The sequence below is a fragment of the uncultured Methanobrevibacter sp. genome (assembly GCF_937906425.1).
Lineage (GTDB): Archaea > Methanobacteriota > Methanobacteria > Methanobacteriales > Methanobacteriaceae > Methanobrevibacter.
Genome location: NZ_CALCYR010000226.1, coordinates 1 through 20,728 on the forward strand (window position 1 = coordinate 1; position 20,728 = coordinate 20,728).

At 30.5% G+C, this 20,728-nt stretch carries 13 protein-coding genes; 8 read left to right on the forward strand and 5 right to left on the reverse strand.

Annotation, left to right across the window (positions count from 1 at the left end):
• Nucleotides 1-169: 169 nt before the first annotated feature.
• The gene (locus Q0138_RS06495) at nucleotides 170-1,564 is read left to right on the forward strand and encodes an MATE family efflux transporter (RefSeq protein WP_297982248.1); all 1,395 of its coding nucleotides are present in this window, start codon (nucleotides 170-172) and stop codon (nucleotides 1,562-1,564) included.
• Between the two features lie 460 nt (nucleotides 1,565-2,024).
• Entirely contained in the window at nucleotides 2,025-2,822 is a 798-nt protein-coding gene (gene dph5 / locus Q0138_RS06500) for a diphthine synthase (protein WP_297982252.1), read from the forward strand.
• Nucleotides 2,823-4,004: 1,182 nt separating this feature from the next.
• Here the strand turns inward: dph5 and Q0138_RS06505 are convergent.
• On the reverse strand, nucleotides 4,005-4,241 hold the full coding sequence (locus tag Q0138_RS06505) for a hypothetical protein (RefSeq protein WP_297982255.1): 237 nt from the start codon (nucleotides 4,239-4,241) through the stop codon (nucleotides 4,005-4,007).
• A gap of 490 nt (nucleotides 4,242-4,731) precedes the next feature.
• On the opposite strand from Q0138_RS06505, the gene Q0138_RS06510 reads away from it, so the two are divergent.
• A complete protein-coding gene (locus Q0138_RS06510) occupies nucleotides 4,732-5,370 on the forward strand; it encodes a queuosine precursor transporter (protein ID WP_297982258.1) in 639 nt (212 codons plus the stop codon).
• A 293-nt stretch (nucleotides 5,371-5,663) separates the two neighbouring features.
• On the opposite strand, the gene Q0138_RS06515 is transcribed toward Q0138_RS06510, so the two are convergent.
• Nucleotides 5,664-6,215 carry a winged helix-turn-helix domain-containing protein gene (locus Q0138_RS06515; protein WP_297982261.1) on the reverse strand — a complete coding sequence of 184 codons (552 nt, stop codon included), beginning with the start codon at nucleotides 6,213-6,215 and terminating at the stop codon, nucleotides 5,664-5,666.
• A 1,151-nt stretch (nucleotides 6,216-7,366) separates the two neighbouring features.
• Here Q0138_RS06515 and gdhA point away from each other — a divergent pair.
• The 3 genes from gdhA (at nucleotide 7,367) to Q0138_RS06530 (ending at nucleotide 12,031) form a co-directional block, all read left to right on the forward strand.
• Nucleotides 7,367-8,701 carry an NADP-specific glutamate dehydrogenase gene (gene gdhA / locus Q0138_RS06520; RefSeq protein WP_297982264.1) on the forward strand — a complete coding sequence of 445 codons (1,335 nt, stop codon included), beginning with the start codon at nucleotides 7,367-7,369 and terminating at the stop codon, nucleotides 8,699-8,701.
• Between the two features lie 343 nt (nucleotides 8,702-9,044).
• Nucleotides 9,045-10,460: an alanine/glycine:cation symporter family protein gene (locus Q0138_RS06525; protein WP_297982266.1), complete on the forward strand. Its 1,416-nt coding sequence runs from the start codon at nucleotides 9,045-9,047 to the stop codon at nucleotides 10,458-10,460.
• Between the two features lie 185 nt (nucleotides 10,461-10,645).
• Nucleotides 10,646-12,031, forward strand: coding sequence for an MFS transporter (locus Q0138_RS06530; RefSeq protein ID WP_297982269.1), 1,386 nt, complete (start codon nucleotides 10,646-10,648; stop codon nucleotides 12,029-12,031).
• A 214-nt stretch (nucleotides 12,032-12,245) separates the two neighbouring features.
• Here Q0138_RS06530 and Q0138_RS06535 read toward each other — a convergent pair whose 3' ends face one another.
• The 3 genes from Q0138_RS06535 to Q0138_RS06545 form a co-directional block, all read right to left on the reverse strand.
• Nucleotides 12,246-13,034 carry a sirohydrochlorin cobaltochelatase gene (locus Q0138_RS06535; protein ID WP_297982272.1) on the reverse strand — a complete coding sequence of 263 codons (789 nt, stop codon included), beginning with the start codon at nucleotides 13,032-13,034 and terminating at the stop codon, nucleotides 12,246-12,248.
• Between the two features lie 458 nt (nucleotides 13,035-13,492).
• Nucleotides 13,493-16,363, reverse strand: a complete 2,871-nt coding sequence (gene leuS, locus Q0138_RS06540; protein ID WP_297982275.1) for a leucine--tRNA ligase — start codon at nucleotides 16,361-16,363, stop codon at nucleotides 13,493-13,495.
• Nucleotides 16,364-16,843: 480 nt separating this feature from the next.
• On the reverse strand, nucleotides 16,844-18,274 hold the full coding sequence (locus Q0138_RS06545) for a B12-binding domain-containing radical SAM protein (protein WP_297982278.1): 1,431 nt from the start codon (nucleotides 18,272-18,274) through the stop codon (nucleotides 16,844-16,846).
• Nucleotides 18,275-18,568: 294 nt separating this feature from the next.
• On the opposite strand from Q0138_RS06545, the gene Q0138_RS06550 reads away from it, so the two are divergent.
• Nucleotides 18,569-19,591, forward strand: coding sequence for a TRC40/GET3/ArsA family transport-energizing ATPase (locus tag Q0138_RS06550; protein WP_297982281.1), 1,023 nt, complete (start codon nucleotides 18,569-18,571; stop codon nucleotides 19,589-19,591).
• An 82-nt stretch (nucleotides 19,592-19,673) separates the two neighbouring features.
• Nucleotides 19,674-20,576, forward strand: a complete 903-nt coding sequence (locus tag Q0138_RS06555) for a BatD family protein (RefSeq protein ID WP_297982303.1) — start codon at nucleotides 19,674-19,676, stop codon at nucleotides 20,574-20,576.
• The last annotated feature ends 152 nt before the right edge of the window (nucleotides 20,577-20,728 follow it).

Below are 20,728 nucleotides of genomic sequence, written 5' to 3' on the forward strand. Positions count from 1 at the left end.
AATTAATGGATTTTTGGTGGTAAATAAGTTTATTTAAGTTTTATTCTTTAAGTTTTATTCTTTAAGTTTATTCTTTAGTTTTATTCTTTAGTTTTATTCTTTAGTTTTATTCTTTAGTTTTATTTTTTAATTTATTAATTTAATTTTATTTTAGGCATGATGGTTTATTATGAATGTATTTAGGACTTTCACTGATTTATTGGGAGATAGGATTGTAGAGGAGAAGGGATATTTCTTTTCAAATAGGGTATTGCTTGCTTTATTTATTCCTCTTCTTATTGAACAAAGCTTGGAATTTTTTGTAGGCCTTGCAGATTCTATGATGGTTGCTTCCCTTGGTGAAGTGGCTATTTCAGGTGTTTCCCTAGTTGACTTTCTAATGCAGCTTTTGATATTTTCATTTGCAGCCCTTGCAACTGGTGGGGCTGTGATTGCAGGGCAATATCTTGGAAACGGTGAAAGGGAAAAGGCTTGTGACTCTTCCAATCAATTGGTTTGGTTTTCAGCAATATTGTCTGTATTGATGGCTGTTTTTGTTCTTTTTGCAAAATCATTTCTGATAAATCTTCTATTTGGACAGATTTCCGATGATGTCTGGAATGTTGCAAATCTTTATTTAAGTTATATGGCGATTTCAATTCCATTCATTGCGGTTTATAATGCAGGAGCTGCCATTTTCCGTACAAGCGGCAATGCGCGGCTTCCAATGTTGGTAATGTTTGTTTGCGATATCTTGAATGTTATTGGTAATGCAATACTTCTTTTCGTCTATGGATTTGGAGTTGAGGGTGTAGCAATTCCTACTGTTTTTGCAAGGGCTCTTGCAGCATTTGTCCTAATATATTTCCTTGTTCAGGAGAAGAATGAATTGCATATTCATAAGACCTTAAGGCATAAGTTTGACTTCAAGATCCTTAAGAAGGTCTTGGATGTTGGAATTCCTTATGGAATTGAAAACGGATTGTTCCAATTGGGAAGGGTTCTTGTTTTAAGTTTGGTTTCCACATTCGGTACAGTAGCAATTGCAGCTAATTCAGTAGGTTATGCAATTGGAATATTTTCAGTATTGCCCGGTTTTGCAATAAATCTTGGATTGACAACAGTCATTTCACGCTGTGTTGGAAGCAATGATTATGAGCAGGCTAAGTTTTACAATAAGAAGATTCTAATCATTGTTTATATTTCTCATTTGCTTATAAACTTGCTCATATTTGCAATATTGCCATTTGTTTTAGGATTGTATAATCTGTCTCCACATACTGCAGCAATGGCAAGTGAAATGATTATTTGGCATGGAATATTTGCAATAATCGCTTGGCCAATAGCTTTTACATTGCCTAGTACATTCAGAGGGGCTGGAGATGCCAAATGGCCTATGGTTGTAAGTTTGGCTGTAATGTTTATTTGCAGAATCGGTTTTGCATACATCATTTCCGACTTTATGGGAGTAGGTGTATTTGGAACATGGATTGCAATGTTTATTGACTGGTTTGTAAGATCCGGATTTTACATTTACAGATACTTCAGCGGTAAATGGATGGAATTCAGGGCGGTTGGAAACTGATTTGATTTTAAATCTTTTAATTAATTCAAATATTTTAAATTATTAATATTTTTTTTAATTTTTCTTATATTCTAAATTATTAAAATTTTTTGTTTTTCTTTTTTTAAAGGATAAAAATTATATATCTTTATTAAATGGTTTATTTTTGAATTTTTTTATTGCTTTTTTAATAAATTTTTGTAATATAATTGATTAAGTTTAAATATGATTAATGTATAAAATATTATTAGCTGTTTATTTAAACAGCTACGCTTTTTTTTTAAAATAAAGTGGTGATGTATGGTGTAAAAAGGGTAGCTTTTTAACGTTCTAGAGCAGGTTTATGGTGGGCCTGTGTTATTAAGCTCCCTTTTTTTTATTAGATTAACTATTTTGCTTATTTTTATTATCATTAATCTTATTTTTATTCAATCAATTTTATTGAACTTTTTTAATTTTATTTTATTCCATAGGTGATTTTATGTTTTATTTAGTAGGTTTAGGCTTATTTGATGAAAAGGATATTTCTTTAAAGGGAATTGAAACCTTGAAGAAAGTTGATAAGGTTTATGCTGAATTTTTCACTTCACGTTTATTTGGTTCCAATTTTGATAAAATAGAATTTGTCATTGGAAAGGAAATTATTGTCCTTGACAGAACTCAGGTGGAAGAGGAATCAGTATTTTTAAAGGAGGCAAAGGATATGGATGTTGCTCTTATTACAGGTGGAGATCCTTTGATTGCAACAACCCATTCTGATTTTTTGGTTGAATGTGCAAGGGACAATATTGAATTTGAAGTGATTCATGGTTCTTCAATTCTTTCATCAGCTCCGGCAATTTCCGGTCTTCAGGCTTATAAGTTTGGAAAGGTTACCACAATTCCATTTCCTGATTTGGAATATAATTATTTCCCTAAATCTCCTTATATTGCAATTGAGGAAAACTTGAAGATGGACATGCATACATTGGTTCTTTTGGATATTCAGGCACATAAGGACAAGTATATGACTGTCAATGAAGGTCTGGAGAATCTTATGACAATCAAGGACAATCTTGGAAGGGAAGGATTGATTGATGAGGACAGTTTAGCTATTGGAATTGCTAGGGTCGGATCCAAGGACAATGTGGTAAAGGCCGATTACATTAGGAATTTAATTGATTTTGATTTTGGTGGTCCACTTCATTGTATTGTAATTCCTTCTAAATTACATATTGTGGAAGGGGAATACTTGGTTGAAGTTGCAGGAGCTCCTAAAGAAATCCTAGACGATTTATAGTTATTTTTATTGTTTTTATTCTTTTTTTTATTCTTTTTATTCTTTTTTTATTATTTTCATTCTTTTTTTTTATTCTTTTTAATATTTTTTATCTATTTTTTCATATTTTTCATATTTTTTTCATATTTTTTTAAAATTGTTTGTTTTTATTCTATTTTTTCTATAAATTTTCATTTTTGAAAATATTAATTTTTTCTATTTTTTTAAAAAAAGTATTACTTTTTATATTTTAGTTTTTTAAATTTTTCCATGCTTTTTATTTTTTAAATCTTTGAAAAAATTATAAAATTTATTAAAAAGAGAAAAAGCCCATTAATTATGATTAATTAACTAAGTAAAGTTTAAAAATAAATTGGAATGTGTATAAAATAGTTTTTTTTGTTTAAAATTCTTAAAAAAAGTAAAAAAAGTATTTGTAAATGGATTGGAAAAGGAACATAGTGTTTAGTGTTAGTTTCTATCTTTTTATAAATTTTACAGCTATTTTTCATAATATGGAATTATAAAAAATTTCTTACTATGATCCTTTTGATGAAAATTAAAAAAATTAATTTTCTAAATCCCATGGATGTTAATCCTATATTTAGTTTTATTGTTTTTATTAATAAATATTTCCTATTTTTACTAAAATAATATTGATTTGAGTAAAAAAAGTATTACTTTTTTGGAAATATTTTAAAAAAAGTAAATTTTATTTTTCTTTTATAGTTAATCTTTAATGATATTGTTGATCATTTAAAAAAAGATGATAGTATTAAAGAAAAAAATTTACAAAAAAAGTGATAAATAATGAGGATATTTTGACCCTATTTTAAAATTAATAAGTATTTATAGTATTTAGGTAATTTATAATAAGATATTTATACGGGAGGTATAAATACACAAGTTTTAAGGTAATTTATATAGGACTTTATTAAAATAAAGGTCATTTTCAATATCCTCAAAATTAAACTGATTGAAATTAATAATTATTTTATATTGGAGATTATAAAATTTTGTTTTAATTTCTGATATGTAATTATATACACATCGTATTATATTATGTTGTTGAAGTTTATAAATGTTTCGTTTTTTTTCTAAAAAAATAGTAAAAAATCAACAAATTTGCTTAACTTGTGTAATATTTTAGTTAAATTTAATAAGGATTCTAAAAAAAGTATTAAAAATTTAGGGAATAATTGTTTATTTTTTAAATTTCATAGGTTTTTGTTTTTTTATTTCATACCTTTTAGGACTGCCAACATCTTTATGAGCTTCATTAAGAATGTATAAGAATACTCTGCGGTTAAGATTATATTTTTTTGAGAATTTTTTATAAAGGGCATATGTGCTTCTTCTGTTTCCGAAATAATCTATTTTTTCCAAGTGTGCTTTCTTAATTTCCTCAATTGGACTTAAGTGTTCTGAATCCTTTGTCATATTGATACCTTAAAAAAAGTTTTTTTCAGTTAGAATTATATTCTTAATCATTTTTATACTTAATCATTCTTGTATTTTGAAGGTTTTTTTTAAATTTCCTTTGAATGCCTTTTTCCTTTCTTCTTTTTGTTTAAATTCTGATTTGAAATCAAATCAATTATTATGGAGTTTTATCAATTTGTCTTTAATTTTTGTAAACTAAAATAGAAACTATTATAAACTTTTCAGTATAATATTAATATGGCGATTGAAAATTTATTTGATAATTTATTTTTAATCTGTTTATTTTTTTCAAATGGAATTTATAATTTCATATAAGATTGTCTAAATTTTAGTTTTTTTTAGTTTAAAAATAGGAATTTTATTTATTTTTTAATTTTAAAAATAAGAAATCTAAAGTTTTGGCATATTTTAAATCTTTAAAATAAAAATGTCAATGTTTTGGACATTTTAAAAATTTTTAAAAAAATTATTATTACGGTTTGATTAAATGGATTTCGATTTTGATTTTACAGAAAAAAGAGTAATTCTCACAGTTTTCTTCTGTATGGCATTTACAATTGCAAACCTTATTACTGTAAAGATCATTAACATTGATTTTTTCGGTATGGAAACTCCTGCAGGAGTTTTAATCTATCCTTTGGTATATGTTTTAACAAACGTTATTACAGAGGTTTATGGTGAAAAGGTTGCACAAAGAACCATTGCATTAGGTATTGCTGCTGATGTATTATTCGTATTTATGACTACTTTAATATTATTCTTACCATCTCCATCATTCTATACTGGAGATTCAGCTTTATCATTTGTATTTACCCAAACTCCAAGAATTCTTGTAGCTTCATATATTAGTTATGTGATTGGTAACTTGGTAAATGCAAGATTAACCACAATTTTTAATAGAGGATCCTATTCCTCTGCTAAAAACTTAGCTGCTATTGTTATTGGTGAATTGGTGGACAATATTGTTTTCATCGGTTTAGCATTTGTTGGAATTTATTCCGTTTTCGACATTGCAGTTATGATTATTACCCACTGGTTAATTAGTTTGGTATGGAGTGCAGTTGCACAACCATTCAATACCAGAACTGTTAAATGGGCTGAAAAGGGTAAACCTGTTGAAGCTTAATATTAATTGGTTTTTTAAATAAACTATTTTTTAGTTTATTTAATTTATTTTTTTATTTTAATTTTATTTTTTAGACTTTTTTTATTTTTATTTTTATTTTTAGGCTTTTTTTTAATTATTTATTTTAATTTTTATTTTTAATTATTTATTTTTAATTTTTAATTTTTAATTTTTATTTTTAGGCTTTTTTTAATTATTTATTTTAAATTTTTATTTTAAATTTTTATTTTAATTATTTATTTTAATTTTTATTTTAATTTTTATTTTTAATTTTTACACTCTTTTTAATCATTTTAAATAATTATCATTTTGCCTGCGTCAGTTAAATAGTATTTTTCGTATTGTTTTGTTTGTCCTACAAGTCCATCCTCTTTTAATTTTGTAATGTGTTTATAGACCATTGCCCTTGAAATATTAACGTTTTTTCCAATTAGTATTGCAGTCTGTTCAGACTCTTCAAGGGATTTTAAAATATTCATTTTGGTTTTTGACAGGTTAATGCTTAATCTAGGCATTTGGATGATTTGGTTATTGAAACTATAATAAATAAAGTCTGCCCCTTCCTTATTTGCAACGAAGTTTAATATGGACCCTATAAAGTTTCCATCTGTTGCAACATATATTGTATTCTCAGAATCTTTTGAATTTCTTATAATGTCTGTTAATTGTTTGCAGGCTTCAATTGCATTGGTAGTGGAGATTTTTATGTTCTCCTTTGTCATGTATTGATCAAGCAGGCTTGTCTCATTGTAATTTGAATAGACTGAGATTAACTTGTCTATTCTGTTTTTCATGGCAATGTCCAGCAATTCCTTTCCTTTTAGGTTTGAAATTAGAATTTTCATTTTTTCACTTCACAGGTTTTTTTTATTTATCACATGATATAATAATTAATTTTCTTTAATTTTTTTCTTGAATGAGTTTTATTTTTTATTTTTTTATTTTTTTCTTGAAAATTTTTAGATAGTAATTTTAATTTTTTTTAAATTTTTTTTATTTTTTTAAATTTTTCACAAATTTTCATTTTTTCAAGTGTTCAATATTTATTCTTCAATATTATTAGTTTGTTAAGTATTTTTTAGATTTCTTTATTATTTTGTTCAATTTTCGTTGGCACTTTCATTTCCTACTCTTGCCGATGTATAAAATTGATCTTTCAAATAAAATTTTTATTTGTTTTATTAAAAACTATTCGTATATTGTTTATTTTTTTATAAAAAAATTAAACATTTTTTAATATTAGTTAAAAATATCATATTTTGTTTAATATTTTTTAAATTATTTAAAAGTTTTATTTTGGACAAAAATGTCGAATCGGCAATTTTCCTTTTATAAAATTCCGGTGATTTTTTAAAGAAATTATTAATAATTTTACTATATTTTATATTATTATCCCTTCTTTTTTATAAAGTTTTTCATTTTGTCAACTTTTAGGGTTTACTTGTATATCTTTATTTTCATAGTGATATTTTGGATTTAAAGCATTATTTTAATGTTTTTTAAAAAAATTTTAAAAATTTTATTCATAAAGAGATTATTTGTCAACTTTTAATAGAGAATTGTAAATATTAATTTTTCAAAAATAGGTACCTTTATATTGAATATTATTCAATTTATAATTAGACATCAAAAATCGGAAATAGTTTGCCACTATCATTATGATTTAGGTTCTTTAGATAGTTTATGTATAGAATTTAAATGATGATGATTGGCAACTAGATTCGAATGTCCAAGATATTAATGTAATTAATATTGCTAATAATTAATAAAACTAATATTTGCTAAGTTTGATTTGGCTATGATTAAATTTTATAGTTAAAATGTCTTTTGTAGTTAAGTATAGTTAGTTGAAATATAGTTGAATTTTTTTTATCATGGTTGAATCAATCAATTAATTATTAGTTTAATTAATTATTTAGTCTATGAAATTAATTATTGATTTAATTAATTGTCTTTAGTCTAATATCTTATTATTAAAGTATTAGGAGAATAAATTATGTCATATGTTGATGAAGTAATTGACTTAATTGTTAAAGAAAACCCTGATGAACCTGAGTTTCATCAAGCTGTAAAAGAAGTATTAGAATCTTTAAGAGTTGTTATTGAAGAAAATGAAGATCAATACAGAAAAGATGCACTTTTAGAAAGATTAGTTAACCCAGAAAGACAAATTAAATTTAGAGTTCCTTGGGTAGACGATGAAGGACAAGTACAAGTTAACACCGGTTACAGAGTACAATTCAACAGTGCTATCGGACCTTACAAAGGAGGTCTTCGTTTCCACCCATCCGTAAACGTTGGTATTATTAAATTCTTAGGTTTCGAACAAATCTTCAAAAACTCCTTAACCGGCCTTCCAATTGGTGGAGGTAAAGGTGGATCCAACTTTGATCCTAAAGGAAAATCCGACAGAGAAATTATGGCATTCTGTCAAAGTTTCATGACTGAACTCTGCAAACACATTGGTGCTGACACTGACGTTCCTGCTGGAGATATCGGTGTAGGCGGTAGAGAAATCGGTTTCTTATTCGGTCAATACAAGAGAATTAGAGGATTATACGAAGGAGTTCTTACTGGTAAAGGATTAACCTTTGGTGGATCTTTAGCAAGAACTGAAGCAACTGGATATGGTTTATTATACTTCGCTAATGCTATGTTAAAAGCAAACGGTGAAACCTTAGAAGGTAAAACCGCTATCGTATCTGGTGCAGGTAATGTAGCTATTTACGCAATTGAAAAAGCTATCCAATTAGGAGCTAAACCTGTAACCTGTTCTGATTCTACCGGTTGGATTTACGACCCTGAAGGAATTGATGTAGAATTATTAAAAGAAATCAAAGAAGTAAAACGTGAAAGATTAACCGCTTATGCTGAAGCAAGACCATCTGCTGAATACCACGAAGGTAAAGGTGTATGGACCATTAAGGGAGATGTCGCTTTCCCATGTGCTACTCAAAATGAATTACAATTAGAAGATGCTAAAACCTTAGTAGAAAACGGTGTAATTGCAGTAGCTGAAGGTGCAAACATGCCTACTACCATTGAAGCTACCGAATACTTACAAGAAAACGGTGTCTTATTCGCACCAGGTAAAGCTTCCAATGCTGGTGGAGTAGCTACTTCTGCTTTAGAAATGTCTCAAAACTCCCAAAGATTATCCTGGACCTTTGAAGAAGTTGACTCTAAACTTCAAGGTATTATGGAAAACATCTTTGCAAATGCAGACGCTGCAGCTAAAGAATACGGATTTGACAAAAATTACGTAGTTGGAGCTAACATTGCTGGATTCAAGAAAGTTGTTGAAGCAATGAACGCTCAAGGAATCGTATAGATTCCTTAATTTTTCTTTTTATTAACTTTTTTTTATTATTTTTTTTACTTTTTTCAAATGTTTTTTCTTTTATATCATTTACTTAACAATATTTGCTATTTTTAATTTTTATAATCTTTTTTTAAATATTATTCAATTCTTTTTCTAATTTTAGTAAATTTTGTTTATTTTTTTCATCGTTATGTTAAATAATTATATTATATAAAAAACAAATATAATATTACTCATCCGAATTAATTAACTAATGCAAATAATTATGCTAATTTTTAAGCATAGGCTAATTTTATTTTTTAAAATTCTTGTTATTTATAAGGCTTAATAGACTATTTTAAAGGAAATTTCTATGTTAGATATAGTTTTTATTTTAGATCAAATTGATAGCATCATGTATTACCCTATCCTGATTATTGTCATGGCAATTGCAGGATTGTACTTCACATTACGTACAAGGGGAGTACAGATTAGGTTATTTGGGGAATCTATCCGGATTCTTATGGAACCTCCTGATGATGAAAATGGAGTATCCTCATTGCAGGCCATGCTTGTATCAACCGCTTCAAGGGTAGGAACCGGTAACATTATAGGAGTATCAACAGCGATATGTCTTGGTGGTCCTGGAGCTTGTTTCTGGATGTGGCTCATGTGTATTATTGGTGCATCCTCAGCTTTCGTTGAAAGTACATTGGCTCAAATCTATAAAAGAAAGGATTCTGAAGGACATGCTTTCGGTGGTCCTGCATATTATATTGAAGAGGCTTTGCATAAGCATAAGTTGGCTATGCTTTTCTGTATATTTTTAATCGCTACATATGCGGTAGGATTTAACCTTTTATGTTCATATAACCTTCAATCAACATTTATGGATTATTCCTTTTATCATCCGACTACAACTCCTCTTATTATAGGTGCTTTGCTTGCCTTATTCACTGGATATTGTTTATTTGGTGGAGGTAAAAGAATTATTAAGATGACCAGTACAATTGTTCCATTGATGGGAGTTTCATATGTTATTATCTGTCTGATTGTAATATTGTTTAATATCCAAAATGTTCCGGCAATGTTCCTTTTAATTTTCCAAGATGCATTTGATTTTCATGCGATTTTTGGAGGAATTGCAGGTTCCTGTTTGGTATACGGTATTAAGAGAGGATTATATTCAAATGAAGCAGGTGTAGGTTCAGCACCGAACGCTTCAGCTTCTGCAAATGTTTCACACCCTGCTAAACAGGGTTTAGCTCAGACATTGTCTGTTTATATTGATACATTGCTTTTATGTACAGCAACTGCTTTGATGTGCTTATCCACTGGAGTAGCAAGAGATGCAGCTGTTTCAGGAGCTCCATATGTTCAAAATGCAATTTCATCTGTGTTTGGCTTTATGGGCCCTATATTTATTACAGTTGCAATGGTTTTATTTGCATTCACAACACTTATTGGAAATCTTTATTATGTGGATAATGCATTGATTTTCTTGAACAATAAGAAAGAGCCATCAAAAAGATTTATGAATATATTTTATATAGTGGCTACATTGATTGTTTTTATTGGAGCAATTATTCCAATGGATGCTGCTTGGGCTATGGCAGACATTACTATGGGTGGTATGACATTAATCAACTTGCCTTGTTGTGTACTTCTTGCTAAGGTTGCTGTTGATTGTTTAAAAGATTATGAAAAGCAGAAAAAATTGGGTCAGACACCTGTATTCGAAGCAAGTTCGATTGATCTCAATTTAGAGGAAGTTGATTTCTGGAAGTGAGTTTTAACTTCCCTTTTCTTTTTTTATTTTTTTGGATTTCGGTTTTTTCTTTTTTTATTTAAATTATTTTTTTGATTATTTTTTCCTTCCTTTTTGATTTTATTTGAAATGTTTTTTTAAAATTCCTATAAATTTTATATATTATCTAAACAAAATAGATATTAATAACTATTTTTGGGATTAAAATGAATGTGGAATTAGATAAAAAAACAAGGAATTTGATATTGCTGCTCTTTTTAATAGGGGTATTTATGGGTTCACTTGATACTGGGATTATAGGTCCGGTTTTACCTTCAATTGAGCAGACCTATCATTTGACAAGTAGGGAATCCAGTTGGATTTACACTTTATTCGTCATTACATTTATGGTAGGATCTCCATTTATGGCAAAGCTTTCAGATTTCTATAGCAGAAGGAAAATATTTCTTCTTGACATTGTATTGTTCGGCATAGGTTCTGCATTGATAGCATTTTCATTCAATATAGAAATGGTCTATTTAGGCCGTATCATTCAAGGATTTGGATGTGGAGGCCTATTTCCTATTTCAAGTGCATTCATTGGAGATACATTTCCTCTTGAGGAACGTGGAAAAGCATTGGGGATTTTAGGAAGCGTATTTGGAATATCTGCCATGGGAGGGCCTTTGGTTGGAGCGGCTCTAATACCTTATGGTTGGAATTGGTGTTTTGTAATAAATCTTCCGATTAGCATAATCCTTCTTCTCACTGCATATTTCATTATGCCGAAGATTAATGAGGAAAGCAAATTTGTAATGGATTATTTAGGTTTGCTTGTTTTATTTGTTCTTTCATTCCTATTGGCATTTGGATTAAACCAAATCGATTCCAATAATTTCATCAACAGTCTTTTTTCAATGAAGGTTTTGCCTTATCTTGTGGCATTTATAGTCATATTGCCAATATTTATAAAAATTGAATTGAAGGCTAAGGAATCTATCATTCCAATTCATATGTTTAAAAATCCTGAAATTACAGTTACATGTATTGAAACCTTTTGTTATGGCATAATCTATTCAGCAATTATCTTTATTCCATCACTTGTAATTCTCTCAATGGGATTGGATAATCAGCAGGCCAGTTTAATGCTAATTCCAATTTTAGGAGCAAATGCAGTTACCGCTCCTATTTTAGGCAGGATTCTGGATTCAACAGGAACACGTAAAATAATGAATATAGGAACATTACTTATAGTGTTTGGATTGATAGCAATGTTTGTTTATCCTTCTAATTTGATTTTATTTGTTATTGCAGGTTGTTTGGTAGGTATTGGTACAGTTACCATCATTGGAGCCCCTGTAAGGTATATTATTTTGTGTGAGACAAAGCCATATGAAAGGGGATCTGGTCAGGCTATTATCAATATGCTTTCAAGTGTTGGTCAATTGATTGGAGGTGCTTTAATGGGAGGAGTTATCGCTTCATTTTCAGGAATTGTAGGTTATAGATTTAGTTTGATTATTGCTGTTTTTGTCAGTTTGATTGCATTTGCATTTACCTTAAAGCTTAAAAATAAGCAGGAGCAAATGAAAGCCATGAATGAAAATCAGTAATTGTTTTTTTATTTAAAATAAGATTTTTAATGATTAAATTGATTAAAAATAAGTAAAATAAGTAAAATAAGTAAAATAAGTAAAATAAGTAAAATAAGTTAAATAATTATAATTTAAGTTAAATTATTAAAATAAGTAAAATAGTTTCTTTAAAACAATATTAATAAAAATAAGTATATGAAATTTAAAAAAAAGTTTAAATGATTTAAATTAATTAATTTAAATCATCAATTGCTTTTTGAACATGTTCAATGTACATGTCTCTAATTGCTTCAGATTGTGCCAATCCTTCAACAATACATTCAACTTCATAGCCTTCAGATGTAAACATGGATTTCCATGAGTCTTCTTCATCTCCAGCCATGTCATTTTGGGCATGATCTCCAGCAACAACCATTAAAGGCTTTAAGATTATTTTCTTGTAATCTCCTTTTTTTACCATTTCCAAAACGTCGTCATAGTCTGGTTTAGCTTCTACAGTACCAATGTAGTAGTGCTTAAATTCTTTTTCAATTAACTTCTTTTGTAATTTTGTGTAAACTGCATTTGATTCTGCAGGTGTTCCATGTCCCATAAAGCAGATTGCAGTATTTTCATCAGTTTTATCATCACTTGTAATTATATTCAATAGATTTTCAAGGTCATCCTCTGTGATTAACAATGGATTTCCTATGCTGATTTTTTTGAATTTGTCTTCGAATCCTTTCAGTTCATCTAAAATCTTAAAGTGGTATTCAGTTCCATCCATAATGTGTGTAGGTTGTATGATTAATGTTTTAACGCCATCATTCACTGCCCTTTTTAATGCATCATTTACATTATCAATTTCTAAATTGTCACGTTTTTTCAATTTGTTTATAATCATTTGGCTGGTAAATGCCCTTCTGATTTCATAATCTGGGAATTTTTCCTGAATAGCCTTTTCAATAGCTCCAATTGTTAAGTCACGATTATTATTATATGAAGTTCCAAAACTAACAACTAAAATTACTTTATCGCTCATTTTATCTTTTCCAAGAATTTTTTTAAAAATTATGTCAATTTTATTTTATTAAAAAATTATTCACTTTAATTAGCAATATTTTTTTTAAAGAATAATTTATTAATTCTAAATTATATTTTATAAAAAGAAATATTTAAAAATATTGATTATATTTGCTTGTAGCAAATTTTTACTTGCTTGAAAAAGGATTTGGGATTTTGGTGTTTTTATTTAATTTTTAATATTGGATTTAAAAAATAAAAATAGTTTAAAATAGTTTAAAATAGTTTAAATAGTTTAAAAAAGTTTAAAAAAGTTTAAAAAATTTTAAAAAAGTTTAAGAAATTTTAAAAAAGTTAAAAAAAGTTAAAAAAATTAAAAAGTTTAAAAAAGTTTTAATAAAGATTTCCAATTCGAAAACCACTCGACAAGATTTTGGTCCAGGTTTTGCGGGCCGAAGGCCCGGAAAAGCTGGGGATTTATTCAATATACAACGCAGGCTTATAAGGCATTGCATTTCTTGCCTTGTTTTGCGGATCATAACTGTCGTCGGTGTGAATGATGACTTCAGAATCTACCTCAGATTCAATAAAGTCCTTAGCGTCATTCAATATTTGGGATTCGTCGATTTTGCCTATGTATCTTGTTTTTGTCATTTCCCTGGAGATCTTTTTAGCTACATTTGCAATCTCCTTCTTGTCGTCATAGATGTTTTGGCCTATCGCCTTGCCCATTATTTGACCGATGTCAGGTTTTCCAACTTCGTCAGCTATCCTATACAAGTCCCATTTCCATTCAGGTGAAAGGTAAATGTGGATCTTTTCAGGTTCTGTGTCAACGATATTCTTGATTTCATTTATGTCCTTGACTATGTTTTGAACAAGGGATTCGGATCTTTCTATCTCTTCGCTGATTAGGCTTTCGTCATATTCAGGCCATGCAGCTTCACAGACAAATCCTTCTCCTCCATATTTGCTCCAAAGTTCCTCTGAAGTGTGAGGGGTGAATGGGGCAAGCAATCTAATCCATGCGCTTAGGAGTGTAGACAATACATAGATGACTGCAGGGTCCTTTTTAAGTGCAAGGTCTTTTACCCTGTACATATAGTGGTCAAGGTCCTTTTTAAGAAGGAATAATGCATGTTGGAGAGCTTGTCTGGTTTGGAATACTTCAAGAGCCTCTGTTGCAGCCTTGATATGACTGTTCAATTGATTGATCATCCATTTGTCAATGCTGCGTTCAAGAGTGACTTCCTCAATATTTGAAAGGTCGAGTTTTTCTCCCTTGATGTCTTCAACTTTTTGAGCAAATTCCCTAAACCATTCAAGACGTCTTTGGGTTCCTCTAACTTCCTTTTCCCTCCAGTCAAAGTCTTGCCATGGTTCAGCTGATGCCATGAGGAAAAGCCTTACAACATCTGCAGTGTAATCCTCGATTGCATCCTTGAGTAAAATGACATTTCCCTTGGATGATGACATTTTATTGCCTTCAAGAAGTCCCATACCGAATACAACTGTTCCCTTAGGCCATTTTTCCTCAGGATATATTGCTGCATGTGTAAACATGAGGAAACTTAAGTGATTTCCTACAAGGTCCTTTGCAGACAATCTCCAGTCAAGAGGGTACCAGTAATTGAATTCGCTTTGGATTTCATTGATTATCTCATCATCCACCTTTATTTCATCACTGTCAATATCTAAAAATACCTTTTCAAAGAATGCCTCATTAAGGTCTTCAGGATCCATTTCCTTAAGGTATTTTGCAATTGCATAGTAGGACATGTACATTGTTGAATCTGTAAGAGGTTCAATCAGCCATTGGTCGTCCCAAGGAACTCTGGTTCCAAGTCCAACCCTTCTGGAACAAGCCCAGTCGTCAAGCCAATTGAGATAATATTCAAAGTTGGACCTTATTTCCTCAGGTATGATAGTTTCCTGTGCAAGTAATTTCTGGGTCTTTTCAGTCCATTCCTCATCGCCGTATCTCATGAACCATTGGTCATCCATGACCTTTACAACACACTTGTTGCCGCATCTGCAGATTACAGGCCTTTGGGCAAAGTCATACATTATGTCTGCCTTTTCATCTTCAATCATGTCTGCCTTGATTTCATCCCTGATGTATGCAACCCTTTTTCCTGCATACTTTTCAATGTGGTCGCTGATGTAACCCTTGCTGTGTTCAGCCTTGTATAATTCGTCAGTAGCATCCTGTACCTTAGGGTCGTTCTGGTTTTCAATTCCCATTCTTTCAACCACTTCCTTGGCTGGGAACTCGCCGTAACCCTTTACTGTAACCACATTTAAAGGTTCAGCCTTTTCCACTTCATCCTTAATTCCATATTCTGCAATAAGGTCTTCGTTTTCCTTAAGGTCCCTAAGTGCAATATAATCTGCAGGAGCGTGTGCAGGTACTGAAAATACTGTTCCGGAACCGTATTCAGGGTCTACAAAGCTTGCAGGGAATATTGGCAGGTCTTCGCCGTTAAGAGGGTTCTTTACATATTTGCCGATTAAAGGCTTAGGGTCAATGTCTCCTATGATTTCAAGGTCATGCTGGTTTGAAAGGTTAAGGAAAGCCTCATTGCTTATAATCCAGATTTCACCTTGGTTTACGCCGGATTTTACTTCAACCTCTATGTAGTGAACTTCAGGGTTTAGCCAAACGTTTGTTGCAGCAAAGATGGTTTCAGGTCTGAAAGTTGCTGGAACTATGTATTTTTTTGGTTCAACTTCGAATTTGATAAGTGTAAGTTCATTTACCCCTACTCCTTCTCCTTCAAGCAAGTCATGGTCTCCTACAGGGTTTTCATCGTGAGGACAGTATTTTACAGGGTGTTCCCCTTGCTTGATAAGGCCAAGGGACTTAAGCTTTTTAGCCTGCCATGTAATGAATTTCTTGTAGGTCGGGTCGATTGTTCTAAATTCCCTTCTCCAGTCAATGGAATAGCCCATGTCATCCATTACCTCATGGTATTCGTTACTGAAGTACTTTACGATAAATTCAGGATCTTCCAATTCAGGAAGGGTGTCATGAGGAACCTTGTGCACCCTTTCGTATAGATCAAGGGTCCAAGGGTCTTTACGTTTAATTCTGTCTGCAATACCAATAACAGGAGCGCCAGTTACGTGCCATGCCATTGGGAATAATACATTGTAACCGCCCATTCTTTTAAATCTTGCATAAACGTCGGGCACTGTATATGTTCTGCCGTGTCCAATATGCATTGCACCGCTTGGGTATGGGTAAGCTACTGTAATGAATAGTTTTTCTCTTTCATCAGGATCGGATTGAAATAGCTTAGCGTCAGCCCATTTTTTCTGCCATTTCTTTTCTATTTCGTTAGTCACTAAATCACCATTTTGACAATTTTTAATTATTTTTGTAAGTATAAATCATTTGGGATAATTTATAAAAAGGATTTCATTGAAATTCTTTGATAAATTATATTAATTTATATTTATTTTTTTTATTTAATATAAAATTTTCATTAGTTTTTATTTTTTGGCTTGCTTAGTGGGGGTGTTTTTTTGTAAGCTAATTTAATTTTAATTTTAGTAGTGGTTATTTAAGTGGAATTTTAAATTAAAATAGTTTTTAAATGTTAATTTTAAAAGGGAATTTTAAGTTAAAATAGTTTTAAAGATTAATTTTAAAAAGGGTTTAAGTAAAAATAGTTTAAAAAAGTTTTAAAAAATTAATTTTAAAAGTTTAAGTAAAAAATAGTTTAAAAAAAGTTTTTATAAAAATAAGGGAATAATTGGTGGTGTTTTTTTAGGCAATGGATTTTTTTTATTTTGTTTTTATAAAATAAAGAAAGAAATATTGGATTATTTTCCTGAATTTACATTTGTTTTATTGTAATCAGTGTTTCCATTAGTTTTCTTGCTTAATATTTGTCTAGCTACTCCAAAGATGGTTTTAAGAAGTACCATTCCATCCATCCGTACCTGTCTAATTAGATAGCCAGGTCTAAGATAAAATTTCAAAAATGCCTTTTTTTGAATGTCTCTCAAGTCTTCCTTTGTGCAGTCTATTGTTTCAAGAACAGGGCTTATTAAGGTGAACTTTGACCAGTCCTTGATTTTTATAAGGTTCTTTTCAAATGTTTCCTTATAGAACCTTGTTCCAGGATATGGGGTTGCAAGACTGTATAATGCATAACTTGGATTTAGGCTTTTTACAAATTCAATAGTTTTTTGTATGCTTTCCCTTGTGTCTTCAGGCATTCCAATAACGCAGGATGCTATTGTTCTGATTCCAACCTTTCGGGCTAGTTTGAATGCATTTATTGTTTTGCTAACTGTAATATTCTTGTTCATCTTGTCAAGCATTTGTTGGTCTGCACTTTCAACTCCCATAAAAAGGGTTATGCATCCCGCATCCTTCATCATTTCAAGGAGTTCCTCATTTAATGTGTCCACCCTTGTGGTGCATCCCCACCAGAATTTAAGATTTCTTCTCTTGATTTCCTCACAGAAATTTCGGACAAATTTTACATCCAGCGTAAATGTGTCATCCATGAATGCGATTGTGTCAATGTTTTCTTCCTTAAGCCTCATTTCAATCTCATCAACAACATTCATGTATGACCTTCTTCTGAGATATCTTCCGTGAAGTGCAGCTGATGAGCAGAATGAACATTGCATTGGACATCCTCTTGTGGTTATGATTGTTGCCACATTTGTTGTAATGTTCAGAATCCTATATTTTTCCATAGGGAACAGATGGAATGCAGGGAAAGGCAATTCGTCAAGGTCATGGATGATAGGTCTATCCGGTGTAACTATAAGTTCTCCTGTATCCTTGTCTTTAAATGCTAGGCCTTCAACTTCTTTAAGGTCTCTTCCATCTTCAATTGTTTGGACTAAGTCAAGCATGGTGTATTCCCCTTCGCCACGCACAACAAGATCAACGTTTTCCTCTTCCAGCACGGATTTGTATTCAAAGCTTGGATGGTATCCGCCAAGCACAACAATTGCGTTAGGTTTTACGGATTTTATCTTGTCTGCAGAGTCAAGTGCAGATCCGATTGTTGGGGTAAGTGCACTTATGGAAATGATGTCAGGATTCCTTTTAATTATTTCCTCTCCTATTTCATCATAGCTTAATTCAAGGGCACAGCTATCAAGAACATCCACATCAATATTGTTCTGTTCAAGAACGGCTGCCATATATCCGATTCCAAGGGAAGGTGCAACCACTCCTAAGAATTTATATTTTGAACTGGTTTGGGGAGGATTTAAAAATGTTACTTTCATTATATCACTGGCATTAATTTTTGAAATAGTAGCAATCTTCTTTATAGTTTATTATAATTTCTTATAGTTTTTTTAAATGTTTTAATTTAATGTTTATGAGTATTTAAACTTTTTTAATTTTTCTATTGTATTTATTTAATTATTATTGTTTTTTTTAGTTATTCTCTCTTTTAAAAACAGGGGGGGCATGTTTTAAAAAAGTAAAATTTATAAGGTATGAGAATAAAATAACTTTATGTTACTAAAATAATGATGGTTTTAATTTAAATTCTTGTTATTTTAATTTTTATCTAGATGAGGAGGCTTAACATGGCATTTAAAGACTTATTTAAATTTAGAAAAGGAGAAACTACTTTTATATTTGTAGGTGGAAAAGGGGGAGTTGGCAAGACTTCAATCTCTTCTGCAACTGCATTATGGTTAGCAAAACAAGGCAACAAAACATTGATTGTTTCTACAGATCCTGCTCATTCATTATCAGATTCACTAGAGGTCAACATTGGACATTATCCTGTTCAAATTAATGAAAATCTCTTTGCTGTTGAAATTGACCCTGATAGGGCTATGGAAGAAAAGCAAAGAGCTTTGGAAAGTCAGAAAACTATGGCAAATGCAGACCAATTGATGGGACTTGATTTCTTAGGTGAACAAATGGATTTGGCTTCTGCATCTCCAGGTGCTGATGAGGCAGCCGCTTTTGAGGTATTCCTGTCTGTAATGACTTCAAATGAATATGATTTTGTAGTATTTGACACTGCACCAACAGGTCACACCCTTAGATTATTGTCCTTCCCTGAAGTCATGGATTCATGGGTTGGAAAATTGATGAAGGCCAAGGCTAAATTGGGTACCGCTGCAAATGCATTGAAAAACATCATTCCATTTATGGATTCTGACAATGACATTCAATCAACTGAAGAGTTGGAGGCAACCAAGAAACAAATTGATGAGGCAAAGGCAGTTTTATCCAATCCTGACAGAACAACATTCAAGATGGTTGTTATTCCAGAGGAAATGTCTATATATGAATCTGAAAGGGCTATTGAGGCTTTGAATAAATATGACATTACAACTGACAGCATTATTGTAAATCAGGTAATGCCTGACATTTGTGACTGTGACTTCTGCCATTCAAGGTATATGCTGCAACAAAAAAGACTTGCATTGATTGATCAAAAGTTCAGAAATCAGGTTGTGGCTGAAGTTCCTTTATTTAAGGATGAGGTTAAGGGACAGGAGAAGCTATTGAAATTGGCTGAAATTTTATATGAAGATGGAGACAATGATGAAGTTCAACAGAATGTTATTCAGTTGTAATTAGGTTTTTAAGTTTAATTTTATATTCATTTTAATTTTTAAGGTTTTTAAAGATTTTAAATCTTAATTTAGTGGAATGCTTATGAAAAATAGAGTTTTATTGACATTTTTAGTTTTGATATTATTCTTTTCAATTTCACAGGTTTCTGCAATTGATTCGGATTCGTCTGAAGATTTAGTTTCAGATTATTCTGATTCTGTTGATTTAGATTATTCTGATTGTTCTCTTGATGGTTCTTCTGAAGCTATTGGTTTAGATTATTCTGATTATTCTATTGATTATTCTTCTAACGATTTGGATTATTCTGATTGTTCTCTTGATGGTTCTTCTGAAGCTATTGATTTAGATTCTTCTAATAATGCACTTGATGACTCTTACAATGATTTAGACAAAGATGTTCTTATTAAAGATATTAAACACTATTTAAGTGATGATTCAAGTGATGAGAATATGGAAGAAAGTCCGGTTTATGAGGATTTTCCAAATATTGAATTGTATATTCATGAAGTTGGGCCTGAAAAGGTGCATCTTGGTGAAACCTTTGAAGTAAGTTTTGTAGTTTGGCCATTGGATGGTATAGCATACAATACAGTTGTTTTTTTTGAAATTCCTTCCGGCTTTGAACTTGTTTCCTATACCATGACACAGGGTGACTATAATGAGGAAAGGTCAATGTGGGAGATTGTAAATATTCCTGAAGGAGGGAATGCTAAATTTGCTCTTAAGCTAAAGGCTCTTAAAGAGGGTACTTTTACATTAAAAGCTTATGCATTTACAGATTCATATAATCTCAATCCTGAAAATTCAACTGTTAAGGCTAAAATTCAAGTTGTGGGCACTGGTGGAAATTCCAATTCTGTAGAAAAGAATGGCAAATTGGATGATTCTAAAGGTTTAGTTTTATATGAAACAGGAAATCCTATATTTGTCTTGATTCTTTCATGTTTGTCTTTGTTTTCTGTTTATATTGGAAGGAAATATTAATTTGAAGTTTTAAATCATTATTTTAACTTCTTATTTTTCTTATTTTTTTATAGTTTTTTTTATAATTTTTAACTTCTTATTTTTCTTGTTTTTTTATTTATAGTTAGTTACCAAACTTTTGTTATAAATGTTTCCAACCATGAGTCGCATAT

What these genes read in the sequence shown, in the direction of transcription:
- Q0138_RS06555 (WP_297982303.1), top strand. Translation starts at nt 19,674, where the DNA reads ATGAAAAATAGAGTTTTATTGACATTTTTAGTTTTGATATTATTCTTT.
- Q0138_RS06505 (WP_297982255.1), bottom strand. Translation starts at nt 4,241, where the DNA reads ATGACAAAGGATTCAGAACACTTAAGTCCAATTGAGGAAATTAAGAAA.
- Q0138_RS06510 (WP_297982258.1), top strand. Translation starts at nt 4,732, where the DNA reads ATGGATTTCGATTTTGATTTTACAGAAAAAAGAGTAATTCTCACAGTT.
- Q0138_RS06495 (WP_297982248.1), top strand. Translation starts at nt 170, where the DNA reads ATGAATGTATTTAGGACTTTCACTGATTTATTGGGAGATAGGATTGTA.
- Q0138_RS06545 (WP_297982278.1), bottom strand. Translation starts at nt 18,274, where the DNA reads ATGAAAGTAACATTTTTAAATCCTCCCCAAACCAGTTCAAAATATAAA.
- Q0138_RS06515 (WP_297982261.1), bottom strand. Translation starts at nt 6,215, where the DNA reads ATGAAAATTCTAATTTCAAACCTAAAAGGAAAGGAATTGCTGGACATT.
- Q0138_RS06530 (WP_297982269.1), top strand. Translation starts at nt 10,646, where the DNA reads ATGAATGTGGAATTAGATAAAAAAACAAGGAATTTGATATTGCTGCTC.
- Q0138_RS06525 (WP_297982266.1), top strand. Translation starts at nt 9,045, where the DNA reads ATGTTAGATATAGTTTTTATTTTAGATCAAATTGATAGCATCATGTAT.
- Q0138_RS06550 (WP_297982281.1), top strand. Translation starts at nt 18,569, where the DNA reads ATGAGGAGGCTTAACATGGCATTTAAAGACTTATTTAAATTTAGAAAA.
- dph5 (WP_297982252.1), top strand. Translation starts at nt 2,025, where the DNA reads ATGTTTTATTTAGTAGGTTTAGGCTTATTTGATGAAAAGGATATTTCT.
- gdhA (WP_297982264.1), top strand. Translation starts at nt 7,367, where the DNA reads ATGTCATATGTTGATGAAGTAATTGACTTAATTGTTAAAGAAAACCCT.
- Q0138_RS06535 (WP_297982272.1), bottom strand. Translation starts at nt 13,034, where the DNA reads ATGAGCGATAAAGTAATTTTAGTTGTTAGTTTTGGAACTTCATATAAT.